Raw genomic sequence first — 22,493 nt, forward strand, 5'->3', positions numbered from 1 at the left:
GCTTTAAGGTTTATCCGTCACTATGGTACCCGCTATATAATCGTGTAAAGTTCTGTTTTTGGAACTGAACAAAGCAATGATAAATTCTAATGGAATACATTTTATTGTATTTCTGATAATTGCTTTCAGAAATGAAATTGGACCGCCATTGGTATTTTCGATCTGGATCTTCATAATGTATTTACCAAAACTCCCCTGCATGCTTGATGATTCAAAATAGGAAAAGTAGCCCAAAAATATAGCACATTGATACCAGAACGATTCTTTACCTCCCAGAAACAGGGCCAAAGGCCCTCCGATAACAGCCAGAATTAAAATATCCAGTATAAAGGCTATTAACCTTTTTCCAATAGATGCATACATGGTTGATATTCATTGTAACTAATGGAAACAAGTTACAAAAAATATATCCTATTAAACTTGAAATTATAAGAATTTTATAAGCAATGGAACCTTGCGAATGAATACAAGATGGTATAACTCCACATCAATATTTTCGTTAACGTACTCGGGATTATCTGAGCTTAAAGGTAGATGATCCCGCTAAATAACCTTTATTGTAGATCTCTACAATGTAAGTCCCTTCCGGAAATGGTATATTGGGACCCCATTCAAGACAAATTTCACTTTCTTTGTATTCGTAACCCGCTTTTTGAACAGTACTATACTGGAGCTGGTTTTCAGTATCCGTTAAAGTAAGAACTCCAGAACCCGCATTTTCGACTGCAATAGTTTCACCACTTGGACTAATTATTCTTACATAATACATTTCTTCCCCTTCTTCAGCCAGTTGATTGACTTCTGTTTCGAAGCAAACATTCAGTTTTTCTACATTGCCAGCTCTTCTTCTTCGAACTTCTCTGCCATTTTCTTTTGTCATATACCCTTTTACATCAATATTTGATATAGGGATCATGGTTGCTTTGTCTACCTTTTTTGAAAGATTTGTATTTTCTTCCGTCAGCAATTCTTTTTCGGAACTAAGGGCAGAACGCTCTGATAAAAGTTCTTGATTTTCATTTTGTGTTTCATATACCTGATCGGATAATTCGGCTTTTTCTGTTCTAAGAGCAATATTCTCTTCTGTTAATTGTTGGTTTTCCTCTTTTAGCTGGTTGATTTCTTCCAGGTATTGTTCAACTGTAGCTTTAAGTTCGGATATTTCATTTTTTGCAGCTTCAAAATCCCTGTTCACACCGACCATCGAAGCAATTTGATTTTTTTGGTTTTCTATTTCCATGAGGTGTTGATCTATAAGTTTATTCAATTCCTCATTATCTCCCTTAAGTGCGTTGAGTTCTTTTTGGGCTACCTGGTATTCAGAATCTAATTGAGAATTAACTTCTTCAAGCTGAAGATATTCAGCATCATTTTGTGCGATCTCTTTTCTTAATTGTGTATTTTGGTAAAATAAATAACCTGCTATTCCCAATAAGATTAAAGCTATTACACTAAATGTAGCAATGTTTTTTGAAGTATTTTCTGATGACATACTATTAGATTTTAACAGTTAACGCAAATCTATCTTCGAAAATTTTAAATATCGAATAAAAATGCAAAGATCAATTCTATCAAAATTATTGAATATATTATTTATTGACATTGAAACGGTTCCAAAAGAGGAAGATTTTGATGCACTTGATCCCCGGTTCAAGGAATTATGGCTGAAAAAAGCACGGATTATCAGTGTAAATAAGGGGCTTAATACAGATGAAATGGCAGTGCTTTATAATTCCAAAGCCGCTATTTATTCGGAATTTGGTAAAATTGTTTGTATAAGTATGGGGTACTTTTTGGAAGAGAAAGGACAATTGTCCCTAAAGGTGAAATCATTAGCTGGAGAAGAAAAAAAACTATTGCATCGTTTTGTACCCTTAATTGAGGAACATTTTAATAATCCCCAAATCCATCGTTATTGTGGTCATAATATCAGGGAATTTGATATTCCGTATTTATGCAGGCGATTATTGATTAATTCAATTAGATTACCGGATATTTTGAATTTGTCTGGTAAGAAGCCCTGGGAACTCAATCATTTAATAGATACAATGGATCTTTGGAAGTTCGGAGATTATAAACATTTTACTTCTATGGATTTGTTATCTGCAGTTTTGGGAATTCCTTCACCAAAAGATACGATGGATGGAAGCGAAGTACGTGATTATTTTTATTCTAACCGATTAGATGAAATTGTAAAATATTGCGAAAAGGATGTATTGACCACCGTAAAAATTTATCTTCGTCTTCTCAATTTATCTACCGATTTTGAAGTTATTAATGTGACAAATAAGAATTATGATTAAAAATCCGATCGTTGCCCCTTCATTGCTTGCGGCAGATTTTTTAAGATTAGAAGAAGAGATTGAATTTATTAACAGTAGCCATGCGGACTGGCTCCATCTTGATATAATGGACGGTCGCTTCGTGCCCAATATATCCTTTGGGATGATGGTTGTAGAGGCGGCATCAAGAGTATGCCGAAAAACTCTTGATGTACATTTGATGATTGTAGAACCAGAAAAGTATGTGGAGGAATTTGCAAAGGCCGGTGCGCAAAATATTACTGTTCATGCCGAAACCTGTAGCCATTTACACAGGAATATCCAGCAAATAAAAGCCCTGGGATGTCATGCAGGAGTAGCTATCAATCCCCATACCCCTGTTGGTATTCTGGAACATGTAATTGAAGAACTTGACCTGGTCCTGATTATGTCCGTGAACCCGGGATTCGGAGGACAAAAATTTATATTCGAAACATTGAATAAAATCAGGCAAACCCGTCAAATGATCCAGAATCGCAATTCTAAAGCACTAATTGAAATAGACGGTGGGGTCGGACTTCAAAATGCTGAGAAGATCATGGAAGCTGGGGCCGATGTCCTGGTTGCCGGAAGCTCGGTATTTAAGTCAAAAAATCCTGCTGATACAATAAACAAGTTAAAATCCATTGGGAACCTGCCGAAATATGATGTATAAATTTTTACTGGTTACTCTTTTTTTAATTTCAGTTATATTCCCGGGAATGGGCCAGGGCACAGTTACTATCGATGGTACGATTTCTGATGCATCAACCGGGGAGAGACTATCTGATGTATATATTTTTTTAAAGGGAAGTACCAAAGCTATTGGGACAAACGCTGAAGGAAGTTTTTCGTTTGAATTTCAGTCTGACCGTGACACCATTGTTATAGCACAACGAGTGGGTTTTAAGAATGTGGAAATTGAAGTCGAAAAGCAGCCAAAAGATATTCACCTTAGGTATGATATTGAAATGTCACCATCCATATCGGATTTGGAAGTTGTGGTGCAAAGTACAATTTCCAATCAACCCGGTATGATAGTAGAGGATATATCCGAAATTAAATTATTGCCTTCCATATCGGGGAACCTGGAAAACATTTTACCCCATATAGCTATGGGAGTCAGCAGTGGAACAGGTGGCGAGTTGAGTTCGCAATATAATGTGCGCGGAGGTAATTACGATGAAAATCTAGTCTATGTAAATGATTTTCAGGTGTATAGGCCGCAGTTGATACGCAGTGGCCAACAAGAAGGACTATCTTTCCCCAATCCGGATTTGGTAAGGGACATTTCTTTTTCATCGGGTGGTTTTTCCGCTCGGTATGGAGACAAGCTATCTTCGGTGTTGGATATCAAATACAAAAGACCCGATTCTTCAGCTTATAGTGTGGATTTAAGTTTGCTGGGGGCTACCGGGCATATGGAAGGGGCTATACCGATTAAAGGTTCCAATTATCGCAAGTTCCGGTATATTGCAGGAGCCAGGTATAAATCTACTTCTTATTTATTAAATACACTGGATATAAAAGGGGAGTACTTACCGCAGTTTTCAGATATTCAGACCTATCTTACCTATGACTTGAGTGAAAGTTGGCAGGCTGGTTTGCTTTTGAATTACAACAGAGCACTGTATGAATTTACACCTACTACTCGATCCACCGCATTTGGGCTTATAGATTATACTTTACGTCTTGACTCCGATTTCCAGGGAGCTGAGCGCGATATATTTGAGACAGGAATGGGGGGGATTTCTTTTACCTATTTACCCGAAAGAAAGAAAGATCCCTTCTTTATCAAGATATTGGCGTCTGCATACCAATCTGCTGAATCTGAGAATTTTGATATTATCAGTACGTACCAACTAAATCAAATCGAAACTTCACTGGGGGCCGAAAATCAGGGAGAAGCTGTAGCTTTGGTAGGTGAGGGGATACAACATAAATATGTCCGAAACCTATTGCAGTCGAAAGTAGCTAATTTAGAGGTGAAAGGAGGAATAGAAAAGAATAATTTCAATGATAAGGGGATAAGTACCAGCCACTTTATACAATGGGGGTTAAAAGGGCAATTTGAGCAAATTAATGACCGCTTGAATGAATGGGAGCGTCTGGACTCTGCAGGGTATTCCTTGCCCTACTTTGACGAATCAGTAGAGCTTGCCAATGTTTATAAATCGAAGAATAATATTGAATCCAATCGAATTCAGGCATATATTACGGAGAGTTTCAATTTGAGGAAACCCGGTAAATATTTGTTGACACTGGAAGGAGGGCTCCGCGCCAATTATTGGTCATTTAATAATGAGTTCAATCTTTCTCCCAGAGGTCAAATATTATTCAAGCCGCTACATACTCCTTTTAACAGAGTTTTGAAATTGGCTGCAGGAATGTATGTCCAACCTCCTTTTTATCGGGAAATGAGATATTTGGACGGAACGATTAACAGCGAAATAAGTTCTCAAAAATCATTTCATCTCGTCCTGGGATATTCCACTGATTTTCGTTGGGAAAAACTCGATGCGGACTTGAAGTTCATGAGTGAAATTTACTATAAACGACTTTGGGACTTGATCCCTTATGATGTGGACAATGTTAGAATTCGATATTTCGGTGAAAATTTGGCCACAGGCCATATTGCTGGTATCGATTTTAGGTTGAACGGTGAGTTTGTTCCGGGAGCTGAAAGCTGGATCAACATTTCTTTCTTAAAAGCATTGGAAAAATGGGCAGGAATTGACCATAAAGATCTGAAGGAAGGAGATAATAATATAGTGGATGCGGATTATGTACCCAGGCCTACAGACCAGTTTATGAGTGCATCTGTATTTTTTCAGGATTACTTACCAAGCAATGAAAATTTTAAAGTTCATTTGAGTTTGAACTTTGGGACTGGGTTGCCCTTTGGTACACCAAATGAAAATATTGAGTTGAGAAATCCATTTAGGTATAAACCTTATTACAGGGTTGATGCTGGTTTTTCAGCTCAATTATGGGATAGGGATTGGATCCGGGATAAGCCCCATAACCCTTTTCGGTTTTGTAATAATGCCTGGCTCAGTATTGAGGTATTCAATTTACTTCAAATCCAAAACGATGCCTCCGTAACCTGGGTAAAAGCTATCAATAATATCCAATACCCGGTTAAAAACAGATTGACTTCCCGTAGGATAAATCTTAAACTGAGGATGGAATTTTAGTCCAGGAGAAGAGATAGGTCGGTAAAACCGGTAGGTGGTAAAGTATGGCGGACAATAGTCTTCGACGTAAAATTATATACTTATATTCAAAAAATAAACTTATATTTGCGCGCGATAAAAGCTCATTGTCCGCCGTGTCGGATTGTGTGAGTTATTACCTAATTATTAATTAATTTAAGTAGATGGCTGTAAAAATTAGATTACAGAGAAAAGGAAGGAAGAAAAAACCGTTTTATCACATTGTCATTGCAGATGTGAGATCTCCCAGGGATGGTAAGTTTATTGAAAAAATCGGAACTTATAACCCAATGACCAAGCCGGCTACCATTGATTTGGACCGGGACAAAGCCTTTGAGTGGATGGAGAAGGGAGCACAACCTACGGATACTGTGCGTGCAATATTAAAATTTAAGGGAGTATTGTACAAGAGGCACTTGATGAGAGGTGTTAGAAAAGGAGCATTTACAGAGGAGAAAGCATTGGAAATGTGGACTGATTTTGTCAGTAAGAAAGAGGAAAAAGTAGCTACTCGATTCGAGGAATCTGCTCAGGAAAAGAGAGACCGCTTGATTTCAATCTTTGGTAAAGCGCCAGAAAAGGAAACTCCGGTTGAAGAAGCTTCTGTTGAATCTTCTGAAGAGACGAGCGTTTCTTCGGAGGAGGAATAAGTTAGATTTCTTATAAAAAATATTATATTTTTATTGTGAACCTGCCCTTTTTTGGGCGGGTTCCTTGCTATTTAAAAAACATTAAAAGTTTAAAATGAAGCCACTTGAATCATCATATGTTGAGCATTTAAAGGAATTAAAATCAAAAATTCAAGAGTCAAATTTGCTTGAGAATTATCTTGAGTCTGAGGAAGAATCCGATTACAAAGAGATGAGTGATTTGTTTGAACCGAGGATTCAGGAATTGTATGATGAAGTGGCTAAAAATCATCCTTTAGAACTCATTACCCTGGAGGAGGAGCTTATGGATGAAGCATTTGAGGGATTGTTTTTACCGCGGATCCTGGGATATTCTGTGTTGAGGGGAGCCATCAACGATGATTATAAATATATCAGACCCCAGGAGCAATTTCAAAAAATCCTGAGTACTATTTGCGATTCTGTTCATTTTGATTTTATAAAAAATAGAATAGGACAAACCGTCCAAATGGGTTTTGCTTTGAATAGTGATATATGGACTACGTCATTTATTAATAATATGCCCAATAAGAGGGTCGTCAATTACTTGAAAAGTCTAAAATCACAAAAGCTGTGGTTGTTACACGACAGGAAGTTAGCCTATAACAAATACCAACGGCAGTTTGGAGACCATAATTTTTATACCATTGATTTCCCGGAAGACAGAATTGAATTGATTGCATCGTATGGTCAATTTGTCAATTTCTTAAAGTATAGAATTACCAATGATCTGGATAATTCTTCATTCATAGAAGATTTAGTGGTTTTTCTGGAGGATTTAAATGTATACGGAAATCAGGAATTTGTAGATATTCTAGGATTGTGCATCCACTATATCCGCTTCGAAGGTGAGGAAGAGAAACGTGTAGCGAAAGTACTCAATGGTCTAAGGAAAGAGAATAATAATTTTGAGGAAATGCATTTCCATTTCATCGAAAGGTTACTCAGTAGTGAGATGCAGGTTCAATCCGATTCGTATGCAAAGGTGTATAATATACTATCCGATAATCCATCAGATGATCTTTTTTCATTTTATTACGTACAAAACATAATTCATGAAAATGGGCTGGCTTCGGAAACCAGTATCGAAGAGGTAAAGTCTGTCTATAATGCACATGAAGGCCTTTCCGAATTTAATGAAGCATTGCGATTAGCTATTTTTAATTATTTCCAATCGGAAATGGAGACCATGCAACCCAAAGATTATCCCGATTATTTTGAACTAAATAAGCTTTTATTAACGTATACAAATTTATTTGATAATCAACAATTCAACCAACAGGTGAAAGAAAGTTGTATTAAATTTGTCAAGTCCTGTATAAAAGTTTTTACTGACAAACGGGGCAAAAATTATCAGGAAGTCAAAAAATTCGTTTTAGGCCAATTTCAAAACCTCTTTTCCATGAAGGAAAAAGAGATATTAGAAATTTTTAAGACCCGGAAAAAGAAAAAAGCCAGTAGGGTTCGTTAAATGATATATTCGGGGGCATATTAAATTTCAACAAATTATCTGAACAATCCTGCGGATGTCATATTTCTATTTGGAATCTCAGTGGATCTTTACGTAAGAGTTAGAATTTTACACCGGACCCCTGAACACAAGGTGAGCGCTCGCAAAGTTTTGAGCCTAAAACTCCAAGAGGAAATAAAATAAAAAATGTATTTAGAATATGTTTTATTTTATTTCCGTATAATAATGTTTGATATGTTTCTGTAAATATTTAGCCTTTATTTAAGATATTTTATTGATTCCTAGTGCAATTGTATGTGCGGACTGTTCTAATATTTCATCAGTATGTGCATCAGATATAAACCCTACTTCGTATCCGGATGGGCCAAGATATATTCCTTTTTCGAGGAGAAAAGCATGGAGCTCCTTGTATTTCTCCATAGATTTAGGATCGATTTGATCAGATCGCATAATCCTGGTATCTGAAAAGGCAATCCAAAAAATTGATCCAATGGTTTGAATTGAAATATCAGTAACATTTTTGCTAACTAACTCTCTAATTCGCCGTACGAACCTTTTGGTTTTATTTTCCATGTCGCGGTAAAAGTTTTTCCTGCTACAAATTTGTAAAGTAGCCAATCCTGCAGCCATGCTGATTGGGTTGGCAGACAGAGTTCCTGCCTGGTATACATTTCCTTCTGGTGCAACATGGGACATAATATGTGAATTAGCTGCATAAGCCCCTACGGGCATGCCCCCTCCAATGATTTTACCATAGGTTATAATGTCAGGTTGAATATCATAAAACCCAGCAGCTCCTTCAAATCCAACCCGAAACCCTGATATAACCTCATCCCAGATTAACAGTACATTATTTTGAGTACACAGTTCTCTCATTTTTTTCAGGTAGTTGTGATCCTGAAGTAACAATCCATTATTCGCTGGGACGGGTTCAATTATAATTGCAGCTATTTCATTTTTATAGGTTTGCAACGTATTTTCCAACTGTTTTAAATCTGCTAATGGCAGGACAATGGTCTCTTTTATAAACGATTCCGGAATTCCTGCGGACGTTGAAGTGCCAAAGGTTGCCAAACCGGAACCTGCTTTTACCATCAATGAGTCTACGTGTCCGTGATAGCAGCCCTCAAATTTTACGATTTTATTTTTGCCGCTGTATCCTCTTGCCAGTCTTATGGCAGACATCACAGCTTCTGTCCCGGAACTGACAAACCTGATCTTCTCGATATATTTATTGTTTTGCAGAATAAGTTTTCCCAACTCATTTGAAATGGGATTAGGGGTTCCGAACGACAACCCTTTAGCTACCGTTTTCTGTACAAGTTCGATAACTTCAGGATTTTTATGTCCTAAAATTAAAGGGCCCCAACTATTACAAAAGTCAATATACTTATTCCCATCAACGTCAAAGAGATAGGACGCATTAGCTGAATCGATAAATAAAGGAGGTCCATATACAGATTTGAATGCCCTTACCGGACTGTGGACTCCTCCAGGAAACATTTTTTTTGCTTCTTCAAATAATTCCTTTGATTTATGCCTGTTTAAATTCATTTTGTGTTTTTTTGCAAAGATATATGACTATGATAAACAAAAAAGACATTATATTTAAATTTATAATATGTACTTAAAGGATAATATCACCAGACTTGCCGTAATAGCTTTTGAAAAGGAAGGTTCCTTGAGTATTAGCCAATGTGGCGAACTTAAGAAAGTATATCTTAATGCTTACCAAAAAAAAGGCGGTGCAGATATTTTTCCACCAAATGAACAAATTTATTTTTATAATAATGTGCATGCGGAGAGTGATAAAAATTTATTACACCTTATAAAGATTTTGAAATTTTGTTCTGATGAAGAGGCCTTGGAATTGATCAGCGAATGGGAAAAATCCTGGTTAGAGAATATGGATAAAGCCCCTTTTGTTCTTGGGCATATTGGGGTTTTTAAAATCAATGATGGGAAAATTGATTTTTATACTTCAGGTAAGACATTCTATGATTTTCTTCCGGTTGTGAAATCAAACTATAAGGGAAAATATAATGTCCAGCTACCCGGATCAAGGTTCGAAAAAAGAGCTGAAATTAAAGAGATACGTACGGCAAAAAAGAGGGGTGTTTTAGTACCTGCACTCTGGACCTTATTATTAATTGCTTTTGGTATTGCCTTTTTTTTCTGGAAGGGTCCTTTTTCTCAAATTTTTACTGATGGGAAATATCCTGAAAGAAAATTGGTAAATGTGGCCCCTAAATCATATCAGGATACTGAAGGGGTAGTATATTTTTCTGATACCAATGAATCAACTATTGAAAAAGAGAATTCAGAAACAACAACTCAAAAAGCTGAAGAAAGTAGAAATAAAGGAAATGTGGAGGAAAATGCGGTAGAAGATATAAATATTAATCCATCATTAGAGGCAAAGCAATGTACACTTATCGTAGGGGCATTTGCTAATCAAGGGAATGTTGCAAGGATGACTGAAAAATTGAAAAATCTGGATATGATACCGGTTGTATTAAAGAGAAATACTTTGACCCTAGTCGGTGCCAGGGTGAACTGCTCGGAGACAGAAAAAGAAGTAACTACCATCCGCGATGAGGTAGAGCCAAATGCCTGGATGTATAAAAATTAAATCGAATGCTTCCCAATATATTCCGCGAACTTGACGACAAAAACAATTTTTTTTTGATTGCTGGTCCTTGTGTGGTTGAGAATCAAAGTGTGTGTTTTGAAGTGGCAGAATATGTGAAGTCTATATGTGAGAAATTACATATTCCTTTTATTTTTAAATCTTCGTATAAAAAGGCCAATCGAAGCAGTATACATTCATTTACAGGTATTGGGGATGAAAAAGCATTGCAGATCCTTGCACGTGTAAGGGAACAATTTAATGTGCCGATACTGACTGATGTGCATTCTGTGGAAGAGGTGAAATTGGCATCTGATTATGTTGACGTCCTCCAGATTCCCGCTTTCTTATGCCGGCAAACTGAATTGTTAGATGCAGCTGGAAAATCCGGTTTGTCAGTGAATATAAAAAAAGGGCAGTTTTTAGCACCGGAGGCCATGCATCATGCTGTCAAAAAAGTAGAAGAAACCGGAAATAGGAATATAATGGTCACGGAAAGGGGTTTTTCCTTTGGCTACGGTGACCTGATTGTTGATTTTCGGTCAGTTCCTGTTATGAAGAAAATGAATTACCCGGTCATAGTAGACTGCACGCATTCTAATCAAAAGCCCAATCAGCCATCGGGTATTACCGGGGGGAAGCCTGAATTTATTGATACCATAGCGAGGGCAGCTATTGCTGTTGGTGCAGACGGATTATTTTTGGAGACACATCCGGATCCGGGCAAAGCATTATCTGATGGTGCCAATATGTTGGAATTGGGGGAATTGGATAGTATGATGCAGCGATTAGTTCGTATTAGAAATTCTATTTAATTATTTTTTATAGGAGTAATTTAGTATATTATAACTGAATTAAATACAAATCGATGAGAACGGTTTTTCTTCCAACAAACTTTAGCGAGAAATCGCGAAATGCCATGAAATATGCATGTGATTTATTTCATGAAGAGCCTATGCATTTTGTGCTTTTGCATGCCTATGATATTCCCTATCAGCCAAACGAAATTATGGTGTCGTCTCTTTTGGAAAACATGAAAGAAGATGTCGAGATAAAGTTAAAAGCGGAAGAAGTCCGTTTGCAGGAGATGATTCAACACCCGGATAGTCAAATTACAAAAAAATTGGGTATTGGTTCTGTAGTGGATGTTGTCAAATTCAATGAGGATTTGGATGCAGATTTTATTGTTGTAGGAATCAAAGGAGATAGAGAAATCAGGGAATTTTTGGTAGGTAGTAATACAGAGCAAATTATAAAGAGTACTGATGTCCCTGTTCTGGTTATCCCAAATGGGACTAAATATTCCAAATACAAAAATATTGTATACGGATCAGACCTGAAAAGTGTTAAGGATGAATCAATAGCCCCAATGATAAGACTGTTGGAAAGGACGGAAGCCAACCTTTCTGTAGTCCACATCGGGGAATTATCTGATGAAGAGAAGGACGTTTCATTGAAAGAATTAGATAAATTATTAGGTGAAAGGATGACTTCTTTTATTCAATTTGAATCAGATGAGATCATCAAGGGGCTGGAGCGTTGTGTTGATCAAACGAAAGCTGATTTATTAGTTTTGGTAGATCGAAAAAGAAACTTCTTTCAGAGGATATTTCATAAGTCCGTAACAAAGTCGATTGGAATGCGGACCCATGTTCCACTATTGGTATTACATGAATAGTTATTACCTTACTTGATCTTCAACTTATGATTCAGTTCTTTGAGTTTTTAATTGCCAGGATATTCAGAGAATTAATGATGCCGTTTATCAACAAATTGTTAGGGTACTGATATGTCATTGAACCTCATCCCCAAGGCTTTCGGGATTACCTATTTTCGTCCCCGCCCTATGGGGATGAAATTCAAAATTAGGTGCGTCTTTTCCCCCTGTCGGAAAGAATCAAACACATATCATAAAATTTAACATTCGTGATTAATTAACTTCGATGTGTATATTTCGTCAGTGCAAAATGAAATTGCAATATATTTGAAGAAATTTTTACTAAATGCAGGAATGGGTAGATATCCGGATTCCACCGGAAAAAATTGACGATTGGGAATTTATCGACCGGGAAGTTCAAAAGGAAATTGTACAATTCAATAGGGGTAACTTGGGGTACAGACTCCAAAGGAAATCCATAGATGCGCGTCAGAAAAATGCGGTATATCAATTGAGATTTGTACTTTTCGAAAAAGGAAAAGAAGCAAATCCCAGATCATCTCAATGGATGCCAAAGGATGTATCCAGATCAAAACCTGTAGGTATTATAGGTGCTGGTCCCGCCGGTTTGTTTGCGGCGCTTAAGTTGATTGAATTGGGTTACAAACCTATACTCTTTGAACGGGGAAAGGAAGTGAGGAGAAGACGAAGGGATTTGAGAAGTATTCAACAAGAAAATATTGTTGACCCAGACTCTAATTATTGCTTTGGAGAAGGTGGGGCAGGTACTTATTCCGATGGTAAATTATATACGCGTTCGAAGAAAAGAGGGAATATAGAGCGGATTTTGCAGTTGTTAGTGGATCATGGAGCTTCGGAGGATATTTTGGTAGATGCACATCCTCACATAGGGTCAAATAAATTACCTGGAATTATCCAGAAAATGAGAGGAACAATTGAAGAATGTGGAGGGGAGTATTATTTTGATCACCGCATGGTTAATTTTTCGGAAAATGGCTCTATGGGTATTACTTCCTTTTTTTCCAATGGAAGTAAGTTTAATGTAGAAGCCTTGATTTTGGCCACTGGTCACAGTGCAAGGGATATTTATCACCTTGTTAATAGAAAAGGGTTGGAAATAGAATCTAAGCCGTTTGCACTAGGGATTCGGGCTGAACATGATCAAAATTTTATTGATAGAGCGCAATATAATAAGAAGAATCGCGGTCCGTATTTACCGGCGGCATCTTATTCACTCAAAGCTAGTGTAGGAGACAGGAGCATCTTCTCATTTTGTATGTGTCCAGGGGGCCTAATAGTTCCCGCTGCTACTGCTCCAGGAGAAATAGTGGTTAATGGGATGTCGCTTTCAAGACGGGATTCTCCCTTTGCAAATTCAGGTGTGGTAGTCACCGTTGATCCTTCTAAAGATCCTGAATTCCAAAAGTATGGCGTCTTTGCTTCATTGCGATACCAGGAAATGGTAGAGAAAAAAATGTTTGAGGATGGGAATGGTAGTTTGAATGCACCTGCACAAAGAATTGGGGATTTTGTCGATGGCCGGATTTCCGAATCCCTTAATAGAACTTCTTATATCCCGGGAATTCATTCGTCTCCTTTGCACAAAATCCTTCCGAATGATATAGTATATGTATTGCAGGAAGGGTTCAGACAATTTGAACGGAAAATGAAAGGTTATTTAACTAATGAAGCCAATATTGTAGGTGTGGAAAGCAGGACCAGTGCGCCTGTTCGTATTCCAAGACACCATATTTTTTGTAATCACCCTCAAATGGATCGGTTATTTCCATGTGGGGAAGGCGCCGGGTATGCAGGAGGGATTGTTTCTGCTGCTTTGGACGGAGAACGGGTAGTTCAGGGAATGAACAAATTTTTTAAGAACAAATAATCCCCGGAAAAATCTTGTATGGGTAGAGAAAATACGGTCTGTTATTTGTAAGAGATAATTTGGCAGTTCAATAAGGGGTCTATTTTCTGGGAATATGGAGATTATTATAGTATAATTATAATTGGTTCGAAAATATAAATATGAAAGATATAATTGATTTATTGGGAAGGATTTTCCTGTCGGCAATGTTCCTATACGAAGCGTACGATTCAATATATTATTTTGAGCGTACAAAGGAGACGATGACGGATTACGGAATAAACTGGAACCAGGATATGTTATTGATTTGTGCCATTATTCTTCTTTTGGTAGGTGGTATCATGTTGTTAATAGGGTATCGCGTTACCATAGCTGCTATTTTTTTATTGATATATTATTTACCTCTGACATTTATTATCCATAGTTGGTGGAATGAGCCAATAGAAATGCAACGAAAAGATGCCATAGATTTTATGCAAAATATGGCTATTATCGGTGGTCTTATGCTTTTAATGGGGAGAGGGAGTGGAAGATATAGTATTAAAAGACTTTTTGCTACTACTCGTGTGCCCAGGAAATATCGTTAGAAGGTTTTTGACTTTATAATGCTGCAGGTAAAGGGTAGTTTTTTGATAAGGTGATTGAAATAGAAGGTAATTTAGTAAAGAATATGATAAGAAAATATATATCTTTATATTATAAATTATCATAATATGAAAAGTCCTCAGAATATAGCTGTTATTGCAGGGGGAAACTCTGCTGAGCGTGAAGTATCATTGAATAGCGCTAAATTGGTTTTGGAACATCTTGACAAGGAGCGATATAATGTCCGATTACTGGAGATGAATGGGAATCGATTTTACCATGCGGAAAGCGGTAATTATATTGACTTAAATGATTTCTCGTTAAGGGTCGAGGATAAAAAGGAGTTTTTTGATTTTGCTTTTATTATTATTCATGGGACACCCGCCGAGGATGGGAAATTGCAAGGATATTTTGATTGGATGGGAATCCCGTACAGTACAGCTGACGTTTTATGTAGTTCCTTAACTTTCAATAAAAATTATTGCAAAATATTTTTGGAAAATTTTGATATTCCGATGGCCCGGTCTATTGTTGTTCAGAAGGGAAATTTCCCGTCGGACCGCCAACTAAACGAACTGGATAATACCTTATTCATTAAGCCTAATAATAATGGTTCCAGCGTAGCAGTTACCAAGGTTACCAGAAGAGATGATATTAAAGCGGCGCTTGATAAGGTTTTTGAAATTGACTCAGAGGCTATCGTTGAAAGTTACCTTGAGGGAGTTGAATTTTCAGCGAGTATCCTCAAATTGGGTAAGGAATATATTCGATTTCCTATAACCGAAATTCGGCCGACCAATGAATTTTTTGATTATGAGGCGAAATATTTAGGGGCAAGTGAGGAAATTACCCCTGCCAGAATTTCTGAGAGAGAAGAAAAAGATTGTCTGGATTTGAGTGAAAAGATATATAGGATTCTCGGTTGTGAAGGCATTTGCAGGTTTGATTTCATTCAAAGTAATGGAGTGTTTTATTTTTTAGAAGTCAATACGATTCCAGGTATGTCGGAAGTTTCTATGGTCCCTCAACAGGCGATAGCAAAAGGATGGTCTATATCCGAATTACTGGATAAAATTATTGAAAGTAAAAGGGGATAGTCTTTTTTAGTAATACAGAAAAGATATGCCGGTAAATAGGATCGGGTCCAATGTTTTTATTTGAAAATATTATAAGCTTCTTTCTCGCGTTTTCCCATCTGGTTATTCAGGGTGTAAAATATGCCCGCACTTAAAGCAATGAACAGCAGATTGATAATGGCCTTCGCATCCGCAATTTGGGCAAGAAATGCTGGAATGCTTTACCTTTTGCGTACCTCTGATAAATTCAGTGGATATTATTCCCGTGGGGACAGCAATGACAGCGTAACCCAGTATCATGGCTATAGCAGCCAGAAACTGACCTGTAGCAGTAATGGGTGCGATATCTCCATACCCCACAGTGGTGAGGGTAACGATTGCCCAGTAAATGCTTCGCGGAATACTATTGAAACCTTCATTTATAGGGGATTCAAGTAAGTATAATAGTGTGCCGAGTATAGTCACAACAGATAGTACAAATATTAAGAAAACGATTATTTTCCTGGAACTGGACCTCATTGCGTTGAGAATTCGGGAACCGTCGTCTACAAATTTGTACATTCCGAGTATTCTGAATACCCTTAGGAGACGCAAAGCCCTGATAACAATTAATACTTGTGTGCCGGTAAAAAAGAGCGACACGTATGTGGGTAGAATGGACAGTAAGTCCACTACCCCAAAAAAGGATGTAGCATACTTTATCGGTTTGTAGACACAAAAAAGTCGGAAAATATATTCAATGGTAAAAAAAACAGTAAAGAACCATTCTGCTATAAGTAATTCATCCCCATATACTTCATGGTAATAGGGAACGCTGTCTATCATAACTATAATGACGCTACATAAAATAAATATTAGTAGAAGAAGGTCAAACCATTTTCCCGCAGGCGTGTCGGCCTCGAAAATAATTTCATGGGCTTTAGCCCTGAAATTATCAAAACGGGTTTTATTATTTGGTGGTGGCGTTCTTGGCATACCTGTTAATCCTTAATCCATATATTAGGCCTTAGAATTGCTTTATTATGTATTTTATTGAAAATCATGAGATTACAGGTTTGTTGGGTAGTGATGTCTATGAAACCAATACTAAAAAGGGAAAGATAAATATTTTTTTGTAGACTATATTGGAACTTGAGTCGGAAATCTATTAACCTTTACCTCTTGAGTAGGTATGGTTTTTGATGAAGAGAAAGGAGCATGGATTAAGCTGGCCCTGTTTTGACCTGGGATTTTTCCGTCCTATGCGTATGGGAAGATTGGTGCCCGCTATACGTTGGAATTGTGATATCGGATTATACCTTTGCCATCATATATCAAAACGGGTTTTTATTATGGCTTTTGTGATAACATATTCAACTTGTAGTAAATTATTCGGTTATTGAATCAACCGGTATGGATTTTTTCTTACAATTGTACCGTCCCTGAGATTGATGATCCTGTTGCTGTATGAAGCCATTTCATCAGAGTGGGTAACCTGGATAATGGTGACCCCATCATTCTCATTTAACCTTTTGAAAAGTTCCATGATTTGTTGACTCTGTTCGGAATGCAGGTTTCCCGTTGGTTCGTCCGCTAGCAATAGACGGGGGCCGCCAATGATAGCGCGCGCTACGCCCACTACTTGTTGTTGTCCGCCGGAAAGCTGAGAGGGAAAGAGATCTTTTTTAGCTACCATATTGAACCGATCGAGCATATCAGCTACCATGGCTTTGCGTTCTTTGGTTTTTACTTTCCTGTAGAGGAGGGGCATTTCAATATTTTCGTAAACAGTGAGTTCATCCAGAAGATGATATGCCTGGAATACAAACCCGATATGGCTACGATGATATTGTGATTTTTTCTTTTCAGATAATTGATGAACCGGTTCATTCAAAAAATAGTGCTCCCCTTCCGAGGGTTCATCCAGGAAGCCAAGAATATTCAGGAGCGTGGATTTCCCTGCTCCACTAGGGCCCATAATTGTGATAAATTCTCCTTCGGAAATATCGAGATCTATATTTTTCAGGATGAAAGTGCGCTGAAATTTTTTGTCTACGTACTTGTCAATGTTTCTGAGTCGGATCATAATAATTGATTTTTAATAAGTATTAGGAATCACTCATTCCTTAGTGAATTCACCGGGTCCGCCATCGCCGCTCGCAGTGATTGTCCACTGACGGTAATCATAGCGATCACTACTGCTACTACTCCTGCTGCGGCAAATATCCACCACTGCAAATCGATCCGGTATGCAAATCCCTGAAGCCATCGGTTCATGGCATACCAGGCGATGGGTGTGGCGATAACTATAGCGATCAATACCAGGCGAATAAAGTCTTTGGAAAGTAAAGCGACTATGCTGGTGACGGAAGCACCTAGGAGCTTGCGAATGCCGATTTCCTTAATGCGTTGGTTTATCGACAGATGGACCATGCCCAACAGGCCGATGCAACAGATAATGATCGCAAGTAGGGTGGCGATATCTACCAGTTTTTGCCACCGCAACTCCTGTCTGTATTGTTTTGCATTCAACTCATCCAGAAAGTCGTACTTGAATACTGCATTGGGCATTATAGCTTTGTATACCATTTCCAATTCATTAATAGCTTCCCGTTGTTTTGATTTTTGAAATTTGATCAAAATATCCCCATACGGAACTTGTGCCATAGAAATGACCATGGGTTTAATGGACTCCCTGAGTGACCCGAAGTGAAAATCTTTCACCACCCCGATTATTGTTTTCGTAGGTTTGCCTTCATATTCAATCAATTCTATCGATTTTCCCACAGGGTCTGATAAATTACTTGCATTCACAAAAGTTTCGTTGACGATCACTGAATTTGTTAGGTCGGTTGCAAAATCCGGAGAAAAATTTCGTCCCACGAGTAAAGGGATTTCAACATCGGGCAAATAGTTGTCATCAACACTTTTAAATGAAGATTCTATTCGTTTATTATTGACCATGACCCCGCCCGAGGATTGATTGCGAATATAAGAGATGGACATTATAGCCGGTTCTCTGGATAATTCGTCCTTCAGTACATTCCCGATAGCAGCGTAATCCCTGTTTCCCGAAATCCTTGTGGTAATAATTTGTGCGGGGTTATACCCCAGATCTTTGGTGCGTACATAATCCATTTGTGAGTGAAATACAATGGCGACGATGAGTAAGAATATTCCCAGGGAAAATTGAAAGACGATCAACCCGCGTCCGACAACATTTTGGCCGATTTGTTTGAGTTTGTTGTATAATACTTCAGACGGCTGAAACCTGGAAAGTACAAAAGCCGGATAAAGGCCCGTGATCAATATGACCGATCCGAAAATCAATAACAAATAGCCTCCCATTTCTATATTGAAAAATTGTTCGAATGCAAATTGCTTTGCCGTCAGGGAATTGAATATCGGGATCAATTGCCTTATGGCCAAAAGGGAAAGTAAAAATGAAATACCGCAAAGTAATCCCGACTCCAAAAGGAATTGAAAAATAATCTGGATTTTATTACTTCCTGATATTTTTCTGATCCCTATTTCCTTTGCCCTGTTCAGGGCGGTGGCAATGGTAATATTGATGAAATTGATGCTCGCCAGGATCAAAATAAGCAAAGCAATAACTAGAAATGCGATGGAATATATGGGGGTACTGGTGTCTACAATTCCCGATTCTCCATTAAAGTCATTACCGCTTAAAAGGGGTTCCAAATGCACGTCCGAAATATTCTGTAATCCATAATTGATTTTGGAATCAAATCCGTATCGGGCGATGTTCTGTTCCACCTGGTCCCTGGCATGAGTGGCAAACACACGATTGAATTGCTGCTCTATCCTTTCCCGATTTGAAGCAGGTTCCAAAACCACGAATGTGCCCAGGTAGGTATTCAACCAATTGGTGTCGGTAAAGGCAAGCTCTAAAAATTCAAACGGAAGCAAAATGTCAAATTGAATGGAAGAGTTCTTCGGAGGATCTTTGGCTATTGCTGAAACTACCAGGGGTTTTTCTAATCGTTGGTACGAAGGGTCGGATTCCATACGCAATACCCTGCCAACCACATCGGTGGAGTTGAAAAGTCGCATGGCGGTACTTGCGGAAAGCACCGCTCCGTTCACATCTTTTAATGCTGTGAGAGCAGTACCGTGTACCAAAGGGAAAGTAAAGACCTCAAAGAAACTGGTATCTACAAAAAGTGTATTTAAAAGCAGGGTTTTCTCAGCGGTAGAGACCTCGCTGGAAATTCCACCACCCATTACCCGGGTAAATTTTCTTATTTCGGGGACGGCTTCTTTAAATGCCCGTCCCTGTATCTGCCCCGTTGTCCCTACGGTTTGGACAATGGCTCCTTTGTGCTCCACTAAATTTGTGGTGATGCGGTACAGGTTTGGATTATTGGTATGAAAATCATCATAACCGTGTTCTTCATCCCAATACATTACCGCGAGAAGCAAACAGGTAATGGCCACCGTCATGCCCACAATATTTATGGTGGAATAGAACCTGTTTTTCCAAAGGTTCTGCCAGGCCATTTTAAGATGGGTCTTTAGCATGGTTTTTTATTTTTAATCATTTCTTAAAGAATCCGCCGGATTTACATAGGTAGTTTTTATCGATTGAGATAATATGGACAATAAAGCAATGGCCATTACCAATAGCAAGGGTAGTATGAACATCCACATATTCATAGGGGTATGAAAGGCAAACCCATTCAACCAATTCCTTGCCAAAAAGTAAACAACAGGGATGATCAGTACTCCGGAGAGCAGTATCAGCACCAATAATTTTTTGGGAATTATCAGCAAGACCTGAGCCGTTGATGCGCCCATTACTTTTCTTATACTAATTTCTTTTATCTTCTCCAACGCCATATGGGATCCAATACCAAAAAGCCCAAGGGCTGCAATGAAAATGGCAAGACCGGAAAATAGTAAGCAAATAAAACCCAGTTTCAATTCGGCGTTGTATTGTTGATTGAAATACATATCCAAAAAGAAATAGTTAAAAGGATCGTGGGGGAAAAGTTTTTTGTACTCGTTTTTAATTGCATTGATGGCGGGTTGTATTTGATGACCATCTATATTGATCGTCAAATAGTTGGAGGAATAGTCGTCCGGATATATAAACATAATGTTCTCATATCCCATTTGCAGGGACTGATGATGGTAATCCGCCATAACGCCGATGACATCTCCGATGCGATCGGCGGGGCCATATTTAAATATTATTTTCTTATGAATGATTTCCACAGGATCGGCATACCCCAATGCTTTGGCCGTAGATCGATTAATGATCACAGGGTGTATTCTCGGATCGCCATTCTCTATAAGCGGAAAGAATGTACTTTGATCCTCTTCGGAAAAGTCTTCACCTGCAACCAATTCGATTTTGTATGTTTTTAGAAAATCGTGGTCTACGGACATAAATTTCAAAGGTACGCTATTGGTTTTTTCTTCTCCCAGATTTCGAATGGCGTCCACGGTGGACAAGGGTTTGCCGGGGATATCCGTACTTTGAGTCGTAGAATTAATAAAGGGGTTTCGTGAAATTTCTTCCTTAAAGACTTTGATTTTTTGGAGCACATTCGAGTCTACATCTATGGGCGCATTCAAGACCAGGTTTTGGTCCGCCTGGAATCCCAATTCTTTATTTTGCATAAAATATAGCTGTTTGTACACAATATACGTTCCGGAGATGAGGGCTAAGGCAATGGCGAATTGGGTAATGACAAGTGCCTTTCTCATATTGGCTCCTTGAATGGTTTTATGAAATTTTCCCTTTAGGACCGTTATGGGTTTGTATCCTGACAATACAAACGCAGGATAAAGCCCGGCCAATAATCCGCCGCCCAGAAATATAGTGATAATTACAATCCAAAAACCGGGTTGTAACCAAATGGACAAAGAGAGAATTTCCGCTCCGGCCAGATTATTGAACGGTTTTATTGCCAAAGAGATTAATACAAGGGAAAGGGCAACCCCAACAAAATTTAAAATCAGGGATTCGCAAAGAAATTGATAAATCAAGGTGTAGCGTTTCGCCCCTACTACTTTTTTGATGCCGACCTCTCTGGCTCTTTCAAGTGATTTGGATGTGGAGAGATTTATAAAATTGATCTGGGCAATACCAATGACAAACAGGGCAATGATCATCAAAAAATGCAATGATCCCTTGTTGGCACTGGGAGACATTTCTTTGCTCAGGTGAGAAGTTAGGTGAATTTCGTGAACAGGTTGCAAGCCCATACGGGCTTTGAAACCGTGTTCGGTCATAATCTCGTTCATGTGGATGTCAACAAATGCAGACATCTTCGAGGCCAGAGACTCAGGATTCGTCCCAGGCTTTAAGGATATATAAGTATAAAATTCCGGCCAAACCCAAATGGTCTCAAGAGGAAAATCAAGACTGGACAAAGACATCAATATGTCAAAATTCAGGTGTGTGTTTTGGGGCAGATCCTGAAATACACCGGTAACCGTGATTTCATGATCACTATTGATTGTCAAAGTCTTACCAACAGGATCTTGATTGCCAAAAATCTGTTTTGCCATACGAGCGGATATTATCAAATCGTATGGATCATCCAGGGCCGTCTTTGGGTCGCCTTGCAGTAGTGGAATATTAAAGATGTCCAATAGAATACCGTCGGCAAAATAGAAATTGTAGTCCTTAAGATTTGAAAGAGCCCGTGCACCATTATCGGTCTCATAAGATAATATGCCCCGGACATTCATTAATTTGGTGTCGACGATACGTGCCATCTGCTCCACTTCCGGAAATTCATTGACCATGGCCGGACCAACGGCCGGATGGTTGGCGGCGGAAGTGGCAAAAAAATCCTCGCCGTAGTTGGATTCCAAAGTGACTCTGAAAGCATTTTCCAAATTTTGATCGTAACTTTTTTCAAAGGAAACATAGCGGGTCAATAATAGAAAAGCCGTTATCCCCAGGGCCAAACCGGATATGTTAATTAGGGTGAATACCTTGTTCCTCAAGAAGAAACGGAGTGCGATTTTTAAATGGTATTGTAGCATGT

18 protein-coding genes are annotated in these 22,493 nt (G+C 38.3%); 11 read left to right on the forward strand and 7 right to left on the reverse strand.

Going from position 1 to position 22,493, the window contains the following annotated elements:
* Positions 1-3: 3 nt before the first annotated feature.
* Both LVD47_RS15070 and LVD47_RS15075 read right to left on the reverse strand, forming a co-directional pair.
* The gene (locus LVD47_RS15070; protein WP_236978313.1) at positions 4-363 is read right to left on the reverse strand and encodes an RDD family protein; all 360 of its coding nucleotides are present in this window, start codon (positions 361-363) and stop codon (positions 4-6) included.
* A gap of 151 nt (positions 364-514) precedes the next feature.
* On the reverse strand, positions 515-1,492 hold the full coding sequence (locus LVD47_RS15075) for a DUF8428 domain-containing protein (RefSeq protein WP_236978314.1): 978 nt from the start codon (positions 1,490-1,492) through the stop codon (positions 515-517).
* Positions 1,493-1,553: 61 nt separating this feature from the next.
* On the opposite strand from LVD47_RS15075, the gene LVD47_RS15080 reads away from it, so the two are divergent.
* The 5 genes from LVD47_RS15080 (at position 1,554) to LVD47_RS15100 (ending at position 7,654) form a co-directional block, all read left to right on the forward strand.
* Positions 1,554-2,303 (forward strand): 3'-5' exonuclease, encoded by a 750-nt coding sequence (locus LVD47_RS15080; RefSeq protein ID WP_236978316.1) that lies wholly within the window; start codon positions 1,554-1,556, stop codon positions 2,301-2,303.
* Positions 2,296-2,976, forward strand: a complete 681-nt coding sequence (gene rpe, locus LVD47_RS15085) for a ribulose-phosphate 3-epimerase (protein ID WP_236978323.1) — start codon at positions 2,296-2,298, stop codon at positions 2,974-2,976. The genes LVD47_RS15080 and rpe overlap by 8 nt, the downstream gene beginning before the upstream one ends.
* Entirely contained in the window at positions 2,966-5,497 is a 2,532-nt protein-coding gene (locus LVD47_RS15090) for a TonB-dependent receptor (protein WP_236978325.1), read from the forward strand. The genes rpe and LVD47_RS15090 overlap by 11 nt, the downstream gene beginning before the upstream one ends.
* 182 nt (positions 5,498-5,679) lie before the next feature.
* Entirely contained in the window at positions 5,680-6,165 is a 486-nt protein-coding gene (rpsP, locus tag LVD47_RS23860; RefSeq protein ID WP_305067726.1) for a 30S ribosomal protein S16, read from the forward strand.
* A gap of 94 nt (positions 6,166-6,259) precedes the next feature.
* Entirely contained in the window at positions 6,260-7,654 is a 1,395-nt protein-coding gene (locus tag LVD47_RS15100; protein WP_236978327.1) for a hypothetical protein, read from the forward strand.
* 261 nt (positions 7,655-7,915) lie between these two features.
* On the opposite strand, the gene hemL is transcribed toward LVD47_RS15100, so the two are convergent.
* Positions 7,916-9,208: a glutamate-1-semialdehyde 2,1-aminomutase gene (gene hemL, locus LVD47_RS15105; RefSeq protein ID WP_236978329.1), complete on the reverse strand. Its 1,293-nt coding sequence runs from the start codon at positions 9,206-9,208 to the stop codon at positions 7,916-7,918.
* Positions 9,209-9,275: 67 nt separating this feature from the next.
* On the opposite strand from hemL, the gene LVD47_RS15110 reads away from it, so the two are divergent.
* From LVD47_RS15110 to LVD47_RS15135, 6 genes are all read left to right on the forward strand, one after another.
* Positions 9,276-10,286 (forward strand): hypothetical protein, encoded by a 1,011-nt coding sequence (locus LVD47_RS15110; protein ID WP_236978330.1) that lies wholly within the window; start codon positions 9,276-9,278, stop codon positions 10,284-10,286.
* Positions 10,287-10,291: 5 nt separating this feature from the next.
* Positions 10,292-11,098: a 3-deoxy-8-phosphooctulonate synthase gene (kdsA, locus tag LVD47_RS15115; RefSeq protein ID WP_236978331.1), complete on the forward strand. Its 807-nt coding sequence runs from the start codon at positions 10,292-10,294 to the stop codon at positions 11,096-11,098.
* A 53-nt stretch (positions 11,099-11,151) separates the two neighbouring features.
* Complete coding sequence (locus tag LVD47_RS15120) at positions 11,152-11,961, forward strand: universal stress protein (RefSeq protein ID WP_236978335.1); 810 nt, start codon at positions 11,152-11,154, stop codon at positions 11,959-11,961.
* A gap of 325 nt (positions 11,962-12,286) precedes the next feature.
* A complete protein-coding gene (locus LVD47_RS15125; protein ID WP_236978337.1) occupies positions 12,287-13,849 on the forward strand; it encodes an NAD(P)/FAD-dependent oxidoreductase in 1,563 nt (520 codons plus the stop codon).
* 140 nt (positions 13,850-13,989) lie between these two features.
* Positions 13,990-14,415 carry a DoxX family protein gene (locus LVD47_RS15130; RefSeq protein WP_236978339.1) on the forward strand — a complete coding sequence of 142 codons (426 nt, stop codon included), beginning with the start codon at positions 13,990-13,992 and terminating at the stop codon, positions 14,413-14,415.
* Positions 14,416-14,541: 126 nt separating this feature from the next.
* A complete protein-coding gene (locus LVD47_RS15135) occupies positions 14,542-15,510 on the forward strand; it encodes a D-alanine--D-alanine ligase family protein (RefSeq protein ID WP_236978345.1) in 969 nt (322 codons plus the stop codon).
* A 102-nt stretch (positions 15,511-15,612) separates the two neighbouring features.
* Here LVD47_RS15135 and LVD47_RS15140 read toward each other — a convergent pair whose 3' ends face one another.
* The 4 genes from LVD47_RS15140 to LVD47_RS15155 form a co-directional block, all read right to left on the reverse strand.
* On the reverse strand, positions 15,613-16,464 hold the full coding sequence (locus LVD47_RS15140) for an ion transporter (protein ID WP_236978346.1): 852 nt from the start codon (positions 16,462-16,464) through the stop codon (positions 15,613-15,615).
* Between the two features lie 400 nt (positions 16,465-16,864).
* The gene (locus tag LVD47_RS15145) at positions 16,865-17,554 is read right to left on the reverse strand and encodes an ABC transporter ATP-binding protein (RefSeq protein WP_236978347.1); all 690 of its coding nucleotides are present in this window, start codon (positions 17,552-17,554) and stop codon (positions 16,865-16,867) included.
* A 29-nt stretch (positions 17,555-17,583) separates the two neighbouring features.
* On the reverse strand, positions 17,584-20,010 hold the full coding sequence (locus LVD47_RS15150) for an ABC transporter permease (RefSeq protein WP_236978352.1): 2,427 nt from the start codon (positions 20,008-20,010) through the stop codon (positions 17,584-17,586).
* Positions 20,011-20,022: 12 nt separating this feature from the next.
* Positions 20,023-22,491, reverse strand: a complete 2,469-nt coding sequence (locus tag LVD47_RS15155; RefSeq protein ID WP_236978353.1) for an ABC transporter permease — start codon at positions 22,489-22,491, stop codon at positions 20,023-20,025.
* Between the last annotated feature and the right edge of the window lie 2 nt (positions 22,492-22,493).

The sequence above is a fragment of the Membranihabitans maritimus genome (assembly GCF_021729145.1).
In the GTDB taxonomy this organism is placed as follows: domain Bacteria; phylum Bacteroidota; class Bacteroidia; order Chitinophagales; family Saprospiraceae; genus Membranihabitans; species Membranihabitans maritimus.

Coding starts and splice junctions, on each gene's coding strand:
- LVD47_RS15145 (WP_236978347.1), bottom strand. CDS start 17,554: ATGATCCGACTCAGAAACATTGACAAGTACGTAGACAAAAAATTTCAG.
- LVD47_RS15135 (WP_236978345.1), top strand. CDS start 14,542: ATGAAAAGTCCTCAGAATATAGCTGTTATTGCAGGGGGAAACTCTGCT.
- LVD47_RS15110 (WP_236978330.1), top strand. CDS start 9,276: ATGTACTTAAAGGATAATATCACCAGACTTGCCGTAATAGCTTTTGAA.
- kdsA (WP_236978331.1), top strand. CDS start 10,292: ATGCTTCCCAATATATTCCGCGAACTTGACGACAAAAACAATTTTTTT.
- LVD47_RS15075 (WP_236978314.1), bottom strand. CDS start 1,492: ATGTCATCAGAAAATACTTCAAAAAACATTGCTACATTTAGTGTAATA.
- LVD47_RS15080 (WP_236978316.1), top strand. CDS start 1,554: ATGCAAAGATCAATTCTATCAAAATTATTGAATATATTATTTATTGAC.
- LVD47_RS15125 (WP_236978337.1), top strand. CDS start 12,287: ATGCAGGAATGGGTAGATATCCGGATTCCACCGGAAAAAATTGACGAT.
- rpe (WP_236978323.1), top strand. CDS start 2,296: ATGATTAAAAATCCGATCGTTGCCCCTTCATTGCTTGCGGCAGATTTT.
- LVD47_RS15120 (WP_236978335.1), top strand. CDS start 11,152: ATGAGAACGGTTTTTCTTCCAACAAACTTTAGCGAGAAATCGCGAAAT.
- hemL (WP_236978329.1), bottom strand. CDS start 9,208: ATGAATTTAAACAGGCATAAATCAAAGGAATTATTTGAAGAAGCAAAA.
- LVD47_RS15100 (WP_236978327.1), top strand. CDS start 6,260: ATGAAGCCACTTGAATCATCATATGTTGAGCATTTAAAGGAATTAAAA.
- LVD47_RS15150 (WP_236978352.1), bottom strand. CDS start 20,010: ATGCTAAAGACCCATCTTAAAATGGCCTGGCAGAACCTTTGGAAAAAC.
- rpsP (WP_305067726.1), top strand. CDS start 5,680: ATGGCTGTAAAAATTAGATTACAGAGAAAAGGAAGGAAGAAAAAACCG.
- LVD47_RS15130 (WP_236978339.1), top strand. CDS start 13,990: ATGAAAGATATAATTGATTTATTGGGAAGGATTTTCCTGTCGGCAATG.
- LVD47_RS15090 (WP_236978325.1), top strand. CDS start 2,966: ATGATGTATAAATTTTTACTGGTTACTCTTTTTTTAATTTCAGTTATA.
- LVD47_RS15070 (WP_236978313.1), bottom strand. CDS start 363: ATGTATGCATCTATTGGAAAAAGGTTAATAGCCTTTATACTGGATATT.
- LVD47_RS15155 (WP_236978353.1), bottom strand. CDS start 22,491: ATGCTACAATACCATTTAAAAATCGCACTCCGTTTCTTCTTGAGGAAC.
- LVD47_RS15140 (WP_236978346.1), bottom strand. CDS start 16,464: ATGCCAAGAACGCCACCACCAAATAATAAAACCCGTTTTGATAATTTC.